The following is a 12,262-nucleotide window of genomic DNA, read 5'->3' on the forward strand; positions in this document are numbered from 1 at the left end:
AAGTTCAGAGAGGCAGATTGGCACTCGCAGTTGCCACGACTGCCGGGGAATCTCGGGGCCGCAACTTGGCTTTCCTCTCGTTTGTCGCCGTAATGCCCGGCACGAACGACGAAAGGAAATGCCATGCAAACCGAACCCGCCTTCACCGAAACGGAGCTTGCACATCGGTGGAGCGTCAGCATCAAGACCCTACAACGCTGGCGCAGTGAAGAACGCGGCCCGCCGTATATCAAGCTCTCAAAGGCCGTCCGCTACCCAGTGGATGAGATCGTCACCTATGAGCAGGTGAACCGCCAGGGCATGCCCAACGAAGCGCCGCTGCCATCCTTGAACGACGCGCAGCCCGTTGTCGAGTCTCCCGCGCCCGCCGCCCCCGAACCAAAGCGGTACTACTTGAGCGAGGTCTTCGCACTGATCGCGCAGTACGGCAGTCTTGAAGCGGCCGAGGCCGCGCTGACCGAGGCGCGCGATGAAACCAAAGGTTGATGTCGATAGACAGGGTGTTGTGTCCAGCCCGGATGAGCCAGTCATCACGTATCCGGTCCTCGATGAAAACCAGTTGTCCTCGAGGTGGAATCTCTCACCCAAGACGCTGCAAAAGTGGCGCTCGGAAGGAATCGGCCCGCCCGCCTGGCACCTCAACAGATCTATCCGTTACCTTCTGATGGAGGTCGAGGCCTTCGAGCGCAAGGCTCGGGTCACTTGGAAATCCGCAACCGGACGCCCTTTGTCCGAATCGTCACCCACAGCACGCGAAGACGCCATCAAGCAGATGATGCAGAAGCGGGCCACACGCCGCGATCAGGTTTTTTACTCCGCCAAGGATGTGGTCGACATCACTGGATTGCCCGGTTACTGGATTCACCAGAATCTGGAACGCCTGCGGCTCGGCATTCCGTTCTACCGGATCGCAAACGGTGACGTCATCCGCTTCAGCATCGAGGAACTCTTCCTCTGGGAGATGCATCACCTGCGCCCATGCCGGTACCCGGTCGACAGGGGCATTGATGTCAAAGAACAGCGGGGGCACTCACCTGCCATCTGAATGGAAGGAGGCGAGGTTGGCCGCCGCACCTGCAGGTCGAGGATTTCCGCTACCTGTTCCTATTTTTCGTCACATTATTGCATTGAACGAAAATATGGAACATACTCCACCCATGCTCTCCAGTACCCACAATCAACGCGTCCTCGATCTGGCCAGCCAGAAGGGGCTACTGCGCGCCAGCGATCTGGACGCCATCAGTGCGCCTCGGGTCGTTCTGACGCGCCTGACCGCTGCGGGTCTACTAGAGAAGGTGGGGCGTGGCCTGTACCGTCTGCCGGATGCACAGGTTTCGGAGTTCGAGAGCCTTGGCACCCTCGCCACCAAGGTACCTCAAGCGGTGTTCTGCCTGCTTACGGCGCTGCAGTTTCATGAGCTGACCACGCAGCTGCCGCGTCAGATCTGGATCGCCATGCCTCGGGGCAGCCACCCGCCCCGGGTCGACTACCCGCCCGTCAAGATGGTGCAGTTCACGGGTGATGCCTACTCGGCAGGGATTGAGGAAGTCGAACGCGACGGTGTCAGGCTCCGGGTGTACGGCGTGGCCAAGACCGTGGCGGACTGCTTCAAGCACCGCAACAAGATCGGGCTGGATGTGGCGCTTGAGGCGCTGAAGGACGCCCGGGCGCGCAGCAAAGCCTCCGTCGACGACATCTGGCGTTTCGCCAAGATATGCCGCGTGGCCAATGTGATGCGACCCTATCTAGAGAGTGTCGGATGAGTGCGGCTACCCCAAATGTCGCGGCATCCGTCCGTGCGCGCCTGCTCAATGTCGCCAAGGCGCAAGGCGTGGATTTCAATCAGGTACTGGTGCGCTTCGCCTTGGAGCGCATCCTCTACCGGCTGACCCAGTCGCCGCACGCGGACCGTTTTCTGCTCAAGGGTGCGCTGCTGTTCACGCTCTGGTACGACATGCCACACCGGGCCACACGTGATGCCGACCTCTTGGGCTTCGGTGCTAGCGATCTGGAGTCAGTAGCCCAAGTATTCCGGGACATCGCAGCTGTACCGGTCGACGACGGTATCGTGTTCGACCCAGCCTCGGTCACAGTCGAGGAGATCCGCAAGGAAGCTGGCTACGGCGGCGTTCGCGTGATGATTGCAGGCGATCTGGCCAGAGCACGCTGCAAGACCCAAATCGATGTCGGCTTCGGCGACGCCGTCACCCCAGCGCCTGTTGATTCGGTCTACCCAGTACTGCTGGAGGAAATGCCCGCGCCACGACTGCGGGCCTACCCAACGTACACCGTCATCGCGGAAAAGCTCCACGCCATCGCATTGCTGGGTATGACCAACAGCCGCCTGAAGGACTACTTCGATCTGTCGGTGCTGTTGGAACGAGAAACTCTGGACACTGATCTGCTGGCCCAAGCGATCAAGGCCACATTCGAAAGACGCGGCATGGCGGTTCCTGACGCGCTGCCAGTCGGCCTGACGGACGAGTTTGCGCACGACGCTTCGCGCCAGGCGCTGTGGCTGGCATTTCTCAAGAAGAACGAACTTCCGCCAGAGCCCTTGCCCGCCATTGTTGGCCGCTTGATCGTGGCATTGGCCCCCGCGTTGAACACCGTTGCCCCTTCATAGTGCTGCCACTTCGTGACCTTCGCCAAGGGCAGTGGTGGTCTTCATACGGGAATCCACAAACAAAAAACGCCCAGCTGAGAACAGTTGGGCGTTGTGTATTGGTGGCCCGGGGCGGAATCGAACCACCGACACGCGGATTTTCAATCCGCTGCTCTACCAACTGAGCTACCAGGCCATGCATTGCGTTGAGTCGCGCATGATACGGGGTGAAGTCGGTTTCGGCAAGGGCTTTTGAAAATTAACTGCTCAGCAGAGGGGCTAAGTGGGGTTGCAGCACTTGCTGACGCCAACCTGCAAGCTGGCCTGTCCAGCCGTTGCCGTCTTGTAGGCCTTCTAGTAGCCGGCGCGAGGCCAGCGTGCCTTCGGGAATGGCAAGGGTAGCGGCCACGCCTGCAACGGCGTCTTGTAGGGCGCGGAGCTGCTTTTTATCGCGCTCCTCGCCGCGTACAAGTGGGGCGTCCTGCTCATCGCTAAGTGGTGTGCTCAGTGCCTGCCATAGCGCGTCGCGTAGGCTGCGCGGAGATTTGGGTGCGGCATCGAGCAGCGTGTTCAAACCGTAGCGATCAGCTGGATTTTGCCGGGCCAGCGTCACTGCGAGCTCGTTATCCAAAATCCAGCTACGCGGGCGGTCGCTGCTGCGCGCCTGCGCTTCACGCCAGCGCAGCAAACGCAGCAGGCGGCGCTGACTGGGTGCATCAAGGAACTGCGCGCTGCGTAGCCCCAAATGCGGCCAGCGTTCGCCCTCATTTTCTGACGCATTGCTGAGCTGGCGCGCGCAGTCTTCCTCCAACCAGCTAGAACGCTGCAGCGCGTCCAGTTTGGCCTGCAATGCGGTGTGGGCGGCATGGAGGTGGCGCACATCGTCGGCGGCATAGGCGAGTTGCGCATCGGAGAGCGGGCGGCGCAGCCAGTCCGAGCGGGTTTCACCCTTACTCAGTTCAATGCCTGTCACCGAGACCACCAGTTTTTGATAACTCAGCCCAGCCCCCATGCCGCACAGGGCCGCGGCGGCTTGGGTGTCAAATAGCGGGGCGGGTAAGGTGCCACAGGTATGCTGAAAGGCCACCAAGTCTTCGCTGGGGCTGTGCATTAGTTTTAGTACGCGGGTGTCGGTCAACAGCGGCACAAGGGCTTCGGCCATGCCTGCGGCCAGCGGATCGACCAGTAAAATGTCGTCCTCAGCAGGGCTAAGGGCGATTTGCACCAGCGCGAGCTGTGGCCAATAGGTACGCTCGCGAATAAATTCAGTATCCAAACCAATACTGGCAGGAAGGCGGGAGATGCGCGCGCGCAGCGCGTCGGGGGTGTTGATCCAATGTGTCATCCGCACATTATGCGGTTGCCGATCCGGTGTGCATGCCCTAACGTCACATATTCGCGATTTCGTGTGAGCGGAGGTTCATGGAGTGGGCTTTGGGTAAAACGGCTTGGCTTGTTGTTGCGGTGATCGCGCTGGCGGGGTGTAAACCTCAGCCGGAGGCGGCTGCGCGCCAAGACAAAAACCAGCATCAGCTGGAGCTTATGCCCCTGCCCAAGCCGCTGTCGCCACGCGAGGGAAGGGTGCGTGTGAGCGGTGATGATGCGCTATCTGGTGTGCTGAGCTGGTCGTTGCCGAAGGTCAAAATTGAAAACCCATCGCGCGCGCGCGCGCAGGCACGCAAGGCGCTTGCTCATGGCGATCTATTTGAAACCGAGCATTCGGCCATTCCTATTCTGCTGGCGCTGCAAGCCGCCGCACCGGGCAATACACAAGATGCAAAGCTGCTCGCGGAGGCGCAGGCCGCGCTGTTATCGCAAGCGTGGATTGCGCTATCGGTGGATGATGATGTCGCTTCGCTGCAATTTGCGCAGCGCCACGGCACGGTGCTGCGCACGTTGTGGCCAGACTTACCCGAGGTGAAGGATTATCAAGCCGCCGTGGATCGTGTGGGGCGCGCGTTCGAGCTAACCCAGCAAGGGCAACGTGCACTACAAGCCGGGCGGTTGGATGGCGCGGGCAGTGCGCTGGATTACTTTCGCAAGGCGCTGGCGGTTTGGCCAGAACAGGTACATGCACAAGCTGGGGTGGCAGAAGTTGAAGCGCGGCTCATTGCTGCAGCATTTACCGAAGCACGAAAAGGGGAGTTTGACCGTGCCTATGTCGAAATTGCGCGCGCACGTCGCGCGGAGCGAAACGCAGCACTTATTACGGCCGCCACGCAGCGTATCGAGACGATGCGCGATGACCGCATTCGGCGCTTGGGCGATGAAGGGTTGATGGCGCTGGGCGATGAAGACCTCGATTTTGCGCGCGTGCGTTTGGCCGAAATGCTGCGTATCGCCAAGCCCGGCAATCAAAAAAGTATTGAGCTGCGTCAGCGTATCGACTTAGTGAGCCATTACGGATTATTCCGGCCCGGGCAAGTGTTTACCGATGCGTTGCCGGACGGCAGTCGTGGGCCGTCGCTGCGGGTGCTGTCGATGGGTTCTTTCATGATGGGGGCGGAAGAAGGAGAACCGGGCGCCAGCGCAGACGAACAGCCGCAACATCCCATCCGCTTTGAGCGTGGTTTCGCGATGGGGCGTTTTGAAATTACGGTGGGGCAGTTCCGTCGTTTCATTGAAGCAACTGGCTATGTGCCGCGTGCAACCCAGCGCGGGCATTCGCTGGCGTACGATGCACGCAGTGGCAATTTTGTACGCGGCAGCGGTATTGATTGGCGTTCAAGCTATGACGGTAGGCCTGCTGGCGACACAATGCCGGTGATCCACGTCACCGCGTATGACGCAGAAGCCTATGCCGCGTGGCTATCCGAACAAACGGGTGCGCATTATCGGTTACCCAGCGAAGCCGAATTTGAATATGCGCTGCGCGCGGGCGGAACCGGGCTGTACCCATGGGGCAATAGTGGGCCACCGGAAGATGTTGAAAACCTCGCCGGTGGGCGTGATGTGTCGCCACAAAAACGCCATTGGAATAACGCGTTCCCAGGCTATGGCGACGGCTGGTGGGGGCCAGCGCCGGTGGGAAGCTTTATGGCCAATGCGTTTGGTCTGCACGATATGGGCGGCAATGTCAGCGAATGGGTCACCGACTGCTGGCATAAGGGCTACCGCCGCGCGCCGTCTAACGGCGCTGCGTGGGTCAACCCCGGTTGCCGCACACGCATGTATCGCGGCGGCGCGTGGTCAAGTGCGCCCGCGCAGGTGCGTTCGGCGTGGCGCATGGCAGGGGGCGTGGACATTACCAGCGCGAGGGTCGGGTTCCGGCTGGTGCGTCAACTGTAATAAGGCGATGGTGTTGCTGAATCAAGAAATGTGGAGAACAGCATGGGCATGAATAATCGACAAGGTGGCTTGCGCATTTGGGTAGTGCTGGCCTTTGTGCTGTACGCCGGCTGGTATTGGTTTTCTAATCGCAGCGTGGACCCACTCACGGGAGAAACCGTGATGATCGACAAAGACCTGTCGCCGGATCAAGAAAAGGCATTAGGGCTGCAGTCGTACCAACAAATTCTGCAACAAGAACGCCCGTTGCCCGCCGATGCCAAGGTTTCCAAACAGGTAGAAGCCATCGCGCAGCGGCTCATTGCTAAAGTTCCGGAAGTCTCCGATGCGCTGGCGGCCGAGCACGGCATGCAGGCGAACCATGTTGAGAAAAGTTTTGACTGGGCGGTGACCGTGCTGCAGTCGGATCAGGTCAATGCATTTTGTTTGCCGGGTGGAAAAATGGCGGTGTACACCGGCCTGTTGCCGGTGGCGCAAAACGCCGATGCGGTGGCCGTGGTGATGGGGCATGAAATTTCGCACGCGCTGCTGCGCCACGGTGCGCAGCGCATGACCCGTGGCAAGCTGGAGCAGCTTGGGCAAATGGCGGGGGCGGCCAGCGGTATGGATCAAAGCACGCTGCAAACAGTGATGTCGGCCTACGGCTACGGCAGTGCATTGCCCTACGCGCGCGGGCAAGAGTCGCAGGCCGACGAATTGGGGCTGATGTTGGCTGCGGCGGCCTGTTTTGATCCGCGTGAAGCGGTGCCGCTGTGGCAGCGCATGAACCAAAGTGCCGGTGGAAAATCGACGCCTGAATTTGCTTCAACCCACCCCAGTGCCGACACCCGTATCCAACGTTTACAAGCATTGATGCCTAAGGCGCTGGAGTATCGGCAAAAATTCTGCGAAACCGCGAGCGCGGGGATGCATTAGCGCGGGCGAATGCTAAAACCACCATGCAAGGGCAAACCAGCCCAGCATGGTGAAGGCGAGGGCAAGTTTGAGAACGGTGCCAAACAGCAAGCCTAGCCACGTTCCAATGCCCACCTTGGTTGCGTGGCCCAGCGCGTTTAGGCTGCGCCGGTGCAGCAGTTCGCCCGCAAGTGCGCCAAAGAACGGGCCAAAGAGTAGGCCGGGAAGGGCGAAGAACAGGCCTACCACTGTGCCAATCACCGCGCCGAGCATGGCAGGGCGGCTGGCGCCTACGCGCTTAGCGCCGTGCGCGGTGGCCCAAAAATCGACCAAGATAGACAGCAGCGTGAGCACCGCAAGTGCGATTACCGTGGTGGTGCCGATATGGGCAAAACCATCGGCCCACGCGGCAACCAACAGCCCGGCAAAGATCAGCGGCGTGCCCGGCAGCGCGGGCAGGATAATGCCAGCAAAGCCAACGAGGACGAGCAGCGCGGCCAGTAGATACAAAAGTATGGTCAGGGTCATGGCGACGTGAGCGGTTAAAGAAAACCCGGGCGCTGTAGCAGCGGCCCGGGTGGAGTGTTTGCAGCGATGGTGTAAGGCTTAGCCTTTGAAGTCGCGGTGACAGCCCTTGCATGTGTCGCCGATGGATTTCATCGTGCCAGCAAGGCTTTCGCAGCTCAGTGGCGGTGCGGCGATGGCTTTATCCACCGCACCACGCATGGCGGAGGCCGCGTTGCGGAAACGCTCATCGTCCTTCAGCCCCGGGAAGGCGGCTTCAAGATCGTTTGAGGTCATCCGCAGCGCCTGCAGGTGTGGCAGTGCATCGGTGGCCGCGCAGCGGTTTTGCTCCATTGCAGATTTGAGCTGCCCCATATGCCAGCCTTGTACTTCCATCAGCGCATCGGGGAACTTGTCTTTGCGTGCATTCAGTGCATTCAGCAGCATGACGGTGGCCACCACGCCAATCACAAGGCCAAGGATCAACATAAACAGATAACGGCCGCCATTGGAACGCGGTTTGGCGTCTTGTTTCGGGGTTGGGTCGGGTGTGGACATTGAATCTCCGAAAGTGATGAAAGTTGGGGAGCAGGTAAAGCGTACCTTACCAACCCATATGATGCCCACCATTGATGTCTAAATTGGAGCCGGTGATCCAGCTGGCCTGCTCATCGGCAAGGAAGCCAACGCCGTAGGCGATCTCTTCCGGTGTGCCCAAACGCCCGGTGGGGATGTCGGCCACGATCTTGGCGCGCACTTCTTCCGGCACCGCCATCACCATGTCGGTGGCGATATAGCCCGGCGAGATCGTGTTGACGGTAATGCCGTTACGCGCATTCTCACGCGCCAGTGAAATGGTGAAGCCGTGCATGCCCGCTTTCGCCGCGGCATAGTTAGCCTGGCCGTACTGGCCCTTCAAACCATTGATCGAACTGATTTGAATAATGCGCCCCCATTTGCGTTCGCGCATCCCCTCGATCACTTGGCGCGTCACATTGAAACAGGAGTTGAGGTTGGTATTGATCACATCCTGCCACTGCTCATATTTCATTTTGTGAAAGGTGCCGTCGCGGGTAATACCAGCGTTGTTCACCAAAATTTCAATTGGGCCAAGCGCAGCTTCTACGGTGTGCACCATGGCCTCGGCCTCTTGTGGTGAGGTGACATCCCCCTTGGCAATGAAGATGTCGTAGCCATCGGCCTTCATTTTGGCTTGCCAGGCCTTGGCCTTTTCTTCGTTGCGATAATTGCTGGCCACCTTATGCCCCATATCGGCAAGACGTTTGACGATGGCCGTGCCGATACCGCCAGTGCCGCCGGTGACAAGTGCTACGCGTGATGTCATGTGCTACCCCTTGCAATGATGAAAAAAGACGATGTCACAGAGTGATGTATGGATTCTATGCACGAGTTGTGATGATTGTGTTGTGCGCTGCGCAAACTGGCCGCACTTGGGTGGGTATTTTGTCTGCTTGAAAGCGTAGCGCGGCGAGATTGAGAAAGGCTTCAAGCGTGTTGGTGGAAGGCAATGGGGGTTGCCCAAGATAGCCCCATAACCTGCGTAATACCGCCTGTGGCTGCGCGCTGTCCACCGGTAGCGCCGCGCTAGATTTGGAAAGTTTCTTGCCAGAAGCGTCGAGTAAGAGGGGTAAGTGCGTATAGCTGGGCGTGGGGAGCGCGAGCGCCTGCTGCAGCAGAATCTGGCGCGGCGTGGAGTCAAGCAGGTCGGCGCCGCGTACCACATGGCTGATGCCTTGCAGTGCATCGTCCACCACCACCGCCAATTGGTAAGCCCATAGGCCATCGCTACGGCGCAGCACAAAGTCGCCTACGGCGCTATCCACGCGCTGCTGGTAGCGGCCAAACACAGCATCATTAAAATGCATCACGCAGCCCTCTGGGACGCGTAGGCGAATGGCAGGGTCAGGGCGCGTGTGCGTGTTGACGCAGCGGCGGTGGATGCCTTGGGTGGCCGCCAGAGCGCTGCGGCTGCAGTGGCATTCAAAGGCTTGGCCTGAGGCGAGCAGGGTATCGAGTGCCTGCTGATAGTGCGCGCTACGCTGACTTTGCAGCACGACCTCACCATCGGCATGCAGGCCAAATGCCGCAAGTGTTTGCAGCTGCTGTTGCGCCGCACCCGGTACTTCACGCGGTGGGTCAACGTCTTCAATACGCACAAGCCACTGACCCCCTGCTTGGCGGGCCAATAGCCAACTACCAAAGGCTGCCAGCAGCGAGCCGGCGTGCAGTGGCCCGGTAGGCGATGGCGCGAAGCGGCCGCGGTAGGGAAGTTTGAACATTTTGTTCAGGAACGCCGATTGAAATCGGAGAAGATGCCCCACACTACCGGATAAGACCGCATCTCCTGTGCGGAAGGATCGAAATTTTCCATGTTCAAACGCATGTTCCTTTTTCTTGCCACCAATATGGCCGTCTTGGCGCTGGTTAGCATCGTCATGTCGGTGTTGGGGGTCAATTCACAACAATTTGGCGGCTTGCTGATTATGGCAGCGCTGTTTGGCTTTGGCGGCTCGATTATCTCGCTCTTGATGTCGAAATGGATCGCCAAACGCACCACCGGCGCGCAGGTCATTGAAACGCCGCGTAACGAAGCCGAGCAGTGGCTGGTTACGACGGTGCGCCGTCAGGCGGAAGCGGCGGGCATTGGGATGCCCGAAGTGGCCATCTACGAAGCGCCGGAAATCAATGCCTTCGCCACGGGTGCGAACCGCAATAATGCGCTGGTGGCCGTGTCCACGGGCCTGCTGCGGGCGATGAGTCGCGATGAAGCAGAAGCCGTGCTGGGCCACGAAGTAAGTCACGTCGCCAATGGCGATATGGTGACCATGGCGCTGCTACAGGGCGTGCTCAATACCTTCGTTATCGTGTTGGCGCGCGTGGTTGGGCGCGTGGTGGATGGGGCGATCAGCGGCAATCGTGAAAACGATGGGCCGGGCTTCGGCTATTTCATCATCGTGTTTGTGCTGGAAATGATTTTTGGCGTATTCGCCTCGATCATCGCGATGTGGTTCTCGCGTTACCGTGAGTTCCGTGCAGACGAAGGTGGTGCAAAGCTTGCCGGCCGTCAAAAGATGATCGCAGCCCTAGAGCGTTTAGCGCAGATGCACGGTGAGAGCAGCCTGCCCAAGCAGGTGGCCGCATTTGGTATTAGTGGCGGTATGCGCGGCTTGTTGAGTAGCCACCCTCAGCTGGAAGATCGCATTGCGGCGCTGCGGCAGCAGGCGGTGTAAGTGAGGCAACAAAAAAGCCGCTGGCGAACCAGCGGCTTTCTTGTTTTGAAGTACCTAGCGGCGAAGAATCGCCGCGTCGATTACTTCTTGGCTTCTTCAGCAGCCGGAGCAGCAGCGTCGGCGGCCGGAGCAGCGGCAGCGTCAGCGGCCGGAGCAGCAGCGGCGTCGGCCGGAGCAGCAGCGGCGTCAGCCGGGGCTTCAGCCGGAGCAGCGGCGTCAGCAGCCGGAGCCGAAGCGTCGGCAGCGGCGTCAGCAGCCGGGGCTTCTTCAGCGGCCGGAGCAGCGGCTTCAGCAGAAGCGTCGGCCGGAGCTTCGGTCTTGCTGCAAGCGGTCAGAGCCAGGCCCAGCGCCATTGCGAGCAGGATCTTGTTGATGGACATGATACGGTTCCTCGTCGTTGAAATTCGGGGCAACGCAAACATTGCGTGCCACAACATGATGGCAACTCCGTTTCCGGTGTCAAGAGTTTGGCCGGTTTTTTTTTGATTTGCCGTTGGAATGCCCTTATGCAAGTTCGATTGCAACGGCGGTTGCCTCGCCCCCCCCAATGCACAGCGAAGCCACGCCACGCTTAGCTCCGCGGGCTTTTAGGGCATGTATTAAAGTGACCAAAAGGCGGGCGCCGCTGCAGCCAATCGGGTGACCCAGTGCAAGGGCTCCCCCATTCACATTTAGCTTATTTTGCGCAATTCCAAGGTCCGACATCGGTGCCATGGCGACGCAGGCGAAGGCTTCATTGATCTCAAAAAGATCCACGTCCTCGACCTTCCAGCCGGCCTTGGTCAGCACGTTTTGCACGGCGGCAACCGGGGCTGTGGTGAACCATTCGGGGGCTTGTGAATGGGTGGCGTGGGCCACGATCTTGGCCAGTGGGGCCACACCTGCGGCCGCAGCGGCGTCGGAGGACATCACCACCAGCGCGGCGGCACCGTCGGAGATCTTCGACGAGGAGGCCGCGGTGAGCACGCCTTCCTTACCAAAGGCGGGGCGCAGTGTGGGGATCTTGGCCGCGTCAATCTTGCCCGGCTCCTCGTCCTGATCCACCACCACCTCGCCCTTGCGGGTTTTCACCGTCACCGGGGTGATTTCGGCAGCAAACGCACCCGAGGCTTGCGCTTCTTGTGCGCGGCGGGCGCTTTCAGCAGCAAACGCATCAACGGTGGCGCGGTCGTAGCCATACTTGGCGCAGGCGGCGTCACCAAACACGCCCATGGCCTTGCCGTCATAGGGGTTGGTGAGGCCGTCATAGGCCATATGGTCCAAAAATTCGGCGCTGCCATAGCGCACGCCTGTGCGCGAGCCGTTGAGCAGATGCGGGGCATTGGTCATCGACTCCATGCCGCCTGCGATCACAGTCTGTGCGGAACCTGCTTTGATGATGTCGTGGGCCAGCATCACCGCCTTCATGCCCGAGCCGCAAACTTTATTGATGGTGGTGCAGCCCGCTGCATCGGGGATGCCCGCGGCGCGCGAGGCTTGGCGGGCGGGTGCTTGGCCAAGGCCGGCAGGCAGCACGCAGCCCATGATGACCTCGTCCACCTTGTCGGCAGCAAGGCCGGCGTGCGCAAGCGCACCTTGGATCGCTGCGCTGCCCAGTGCGGGCGTGGGGGTGCCGGTGAATTGGCCGAGGAAAGAACCGATGGCAGTGCGCTTGGCACCGACGATAACGACGTCGCTCATGGAAAGCTCCGAAACTAGGTGGGGCCGAAAACCGGCGAAA

14 protein-coding genes and 1 tRNA gene are annotated in these 12,262 nt (G+C 60.2%); 7 read left to right on the forward strand and 8 right to left on the reverse strand.

The window, feature by feature from the left end; all coding sequences use genetic code 11:
- Positions 1–123 precede the first annotated feature (123 nt).
- The 4 genes from KUL77_RS00745 to KUL77_RS00760 all read left to right on the forward strand — a co-directional run bounded on the left by KUL77_RS00745 (position 124) and on the right by KUL77_RS00760 (position 2,626).
- Positions 124–486 (forward strand): helix-turn-helix domain-containing protein, encoded by a 363-nt coding sequence (locus KUL77_RS00745; RefSeq protein WP_297142264.1) that lies wholly within the window; start codon positions 124–126, stop codon positions 484–486.
- On the forward strand, positions 470–1,045 hold the full coding sequence (locus tag KUL77_RS00750; RefSeq protein WP_297142266.1) for a hypothetical protein: 576 nt from the start codon (positions 470–472) through the stop codon (positions 1,043–1,045). The genes KUL77_RS00745 and KUL77_RS00750 overlap by 17 nt, the downstream gene beginning before the upstream one ends.
- A 112-nt stretch (positions 1,046–1,157) precedes the next feature.
- Complete coding sequence (locus KUL77_RS00755; protein WP_297142269.1) at positions 1,158–1,763, forward strand: type IV toxin-antitoxin system AbiEi family antitoxin domain-containing protein; 606 nt, start codon at positions 1,158–1,160, stop codon at positions 1,761–1,763.
- On the forward strand, positions 1,760–2,626 hold the full coding sequence (locus KUL77_RS00760) for a nucleotidyl transferase AbiEii/AbiGii toxin family protein (protein WP_297142270.1): 867 nt from the start codon (positions 1,760–1,762) through the stop codon (positions 2,624–2,626). The genes KUL77_RS00755 and KUL77_RS00760 overlap by 4 nt, the downstream gene beginning before the upstream one ends.
- Positions 2,627–2,725: 99 nt before the next feature.
- Here KUL77_RS00760 and KUL77_RS00765 read toward each other — a convergent pair.
- Both KUL77_RS00765 and rnd read right to left on the reverse strand, forming a co-directional pair.
- Positions 2,726–2,801, reverse strand: a tRNA-Phe gene (locus tag KUL77_RS00765).
- A gap of 63 nt (positions 2,802–2,864) precedes the next feature.
- On the reverse strand, positions 2,865–3,950 hold the full coding sequence (gene rnd, locus KUL77_RS00770) for a ribonuclease D (protein WP_297142271.1): 1,086 nt from the start codon (positions 3,948–3,950) through the stop codon (positions 2,865–2,867).
- Between the two features lie 77 nt (positions 3,951–4,027).
- Here rnd and KUL77_RS00775 point away from each other — a divergent pair, with 77 nt between their 5' ends.
- Together KUL77_RS00775 and KUL77_RS00780 are read left to right on the forward strand one after the other, a co-directional pair.
- Positions 4,028–5,893: a formylglycine-generating enzyme family protein gene (locus KUL77_RS00775; protein ID WP_297142274.1), complete on the forward strand. Its 1,866-nt coding sequence runs from the start codon at positions 4,028–4,030 to the stop codon at positions 5,891–5,893.
- A 48-nt stretch (positions 5,894–5,941) separates the two neighbouring features.
- A complete protein-coding gene (locus KUL77_RS00780; RefSeq protein ID WP_297142278.1) occupies positions 5,942–6,808 on the forward strand; it encodes a M48 family metallopeptidase in 867 nt (288 codons plus the stop codon).
- Between the two features lie 12 nt (positions 6,809–6,820).
- Here KUL77_RS00780 and KUL77_RS00785 read toward each other — a convergent pair whose 3' ends face one another.
- From KUL77_RS00785 to gluQRS, 4 genes are all read right to left on the reverse strand, one after another.
- The gene (locus tag KUL77_RS00785; RefSeq protein WP_297142280.1) at positions 6,821–7,315 is read right to left on the reverse strand and encodes a DUF456 domain-containing protein; all 495 of its coding nucleotides are present in this window, start codon (positions 7,313–7,315) and stop codon (positions 6,821–6,823) included.
- A gap of 78 nt (positions 7,316–7,393) precedes the next feature.
- Positions 7,394–7,849 carry a hypothetical protein gene (locus KUL77_RS00790; protein ID WP_297142282.1) on the reverse strand — a complete coding sequence of 152 codons (456 nt, stop codon included), beginning with the start codon at positions 7,847–7,849 and terminating at the stop codon, positions 7,394–7,396.
- Positions 7,850–7,895: 46 nt separating this feature from the next.
- Positions 7,896–8,636 carry an acetoacetyl-CoA reductase gene (gene phbB, locus KUL77_RS00795; protein WP_297142285.1) on the reverse strand — a complete coding sequence of 247 codons (741 nt, stop codon included), beginning with the start codon at positions 8,634–8,636 and terminating at the stop codon, positions 7,896–7,898.
- Positions 8,637–8,691: 55 nt separating this feature from the next.
- Positions 8,692–9,591 (reverse strand): tRNA glutamyl-Q(34) synthetase GluQRS, encoded by a 900-nt coding sequence (gene gluQRS, locus KUL77_RS00800; protein ID WP_297142288.1) that lies wholly within the window; start codon positions 9,589–9,591, stop codon positions 8,692–8,694.
- 90 nt (positions 9,592–9,681) lie between these two features.
- Here gluQRS and htpX point away from each other — a divergent pair, with 90 nt between their 5' ends.
- Entirely contained in the window at positions 9,682–10,542 is an 861-nt protein-coding gene (gene htpX, locus KUL77_RS00805) for a protease HtpX (protein WP_297142291.1), read from the forward strand.
- Between the two features lie 80 nt (positions 10,543–10,622).
- Here the strand turns inward: htpX and KUL77_RS00810 are convergent, their stop codons facing one another.
- A complete protein-coding gene (locus tag KUL77_RS00810) occupies positions 10,623–10,922 on the reverse strand; it encodes a hypothetical protein (RefSeq protein ID WP_297142294.1) in 300 nt (99 codons plus the stop codon).
- Between the two features lie 124 nt (positions 10,923–11,046).
- Positions 11,047–12,222 carry an acetyl-CoA C-acyltransferase gene (locus KUL77_RS00815; protein WP_297142297.1) on the reverse strand — a complete coding sequence of 392 codons (1,176 nt, stop codon included), beginning with the start codon at positions 12,220–12,222 and terminating at the stop codon, positions 11,047–11,049.
- Positions 12,223–12,262 lie beyond the last annotated feature (40 nt).

The organism is Thermomonas sp., assembly GCF_019104945.1.
Classification (GTDB): domain Bacteria; phylum Pseudomonadota; class Gammaproteobacteria; order Xanthomonadales; family Xanthomonadaceae; genus Thermomonas.

What these genes read in the sequence shown, in the direction of transcription:
- KUL77_RS00745 (WP_297142264.1), top strand. Translation starts at nt 124, where the DNA reads ATGCAAACCGAACCCGCCTTCACCGAAACGGAGCTTGCACATCGGTGG.
- KUL77_RS00750 (WP_297142266.1), top strand. Translation starts at nt 470, where the DNA reads ATGAAACCAAAGGTTGATGTCGATAGACAGGGTGTTGTGTCCAGCCCG.
- KUL77_RS00755 (WP_297142269.1), top strand. Translation starts at nt 1,158, where the DNA reads ATGCTCTCCAGTACCCACAATCAACGCGTCCTCGATCTGGCCAGCCAG.
- KUL77_RS00760 (WP_297142270.1), top strand. Translation starts at nt 1,760, where the DNA reads ATGAGTGCGGCTACCCCAAATGTCGCGGCATCCGTCCGTGCGCGCCTG.
- rnd (WP_297142271.1), bottom strand. Translation starts at nt 3,950, where the DNA reads ATGACACATTGGATCAACACCCCCGACGCGCTGCGCGCGCGCATCTCC.
- KUL77_RS00775 (WP_297142274.1), top strand. Translation starts at nt 4,028, where the DNA reads ATGGAGTGGGCTTTGGGTAAAACGGCTTGGCTTGTTGTTGCGGTGATC.
- KUL77_RS00780 (WP_297142278.1), top strand. Translation starts at nt 5,942, where the DNA reads ATGAATAATCGACAAGGTGGCTTGCGCATTTGGGTAGTGCTGGCCTTT.
- KUL77_RS00785 (WP_297142280.1), bottom strand. Translation starts at nt 7,315, where the DNA reads ATGACCCTGACCATACTTTTGTATCTACTGGCCGCGCTGCTCGTCCTC.
- KUL77_RS00790 (WP_297142282.1), bottom strand. Translation starts at nt 7,849, where the DNA reads ATGTCCACACCCGACCCAACCCCGAAACAAGACGCCAAACCGCGTTCC.
- phbB (WP_297142285.1), bottom strand. Translation starts at nt 8,636, where the DNA reads ATGACATCACGCGTAGCACTTGTCACCGGCGGCACTGGCGGTATCGGC.
- gluQRS (WP_297142288.1), bottom strand. Translation starts at nt 9,591, where the DNA reads ATGTTCAAACTTCCCTACCGCGGCCGCTTCGCGCCATCGCCTACCGGG.
- htpX (WP_297142291.1), top strand. Translation starts at nt 9,682, where the DNA reads ATGTTCAAACGCATGTTCCTTTTTCTTGCCACCAATATGGCCGTCTTG.
- KUL77_RS00810 (WP_297142294.1), bottom strand. Translation starts at nt 10,922, where the DNA reads ATGTCCATCAACAAGATCCTGCTCGCAATGGCGCTGGGCCTGGCTCTG.
- KUL77_RS00815 (WP_297142297.1), bottom strand. Translation starts at nt 12,222, where the DNA reads ATGAGCGACGTCGTTATCGTCGGTGCCAAGCGCACTGCCATCGGTTCT.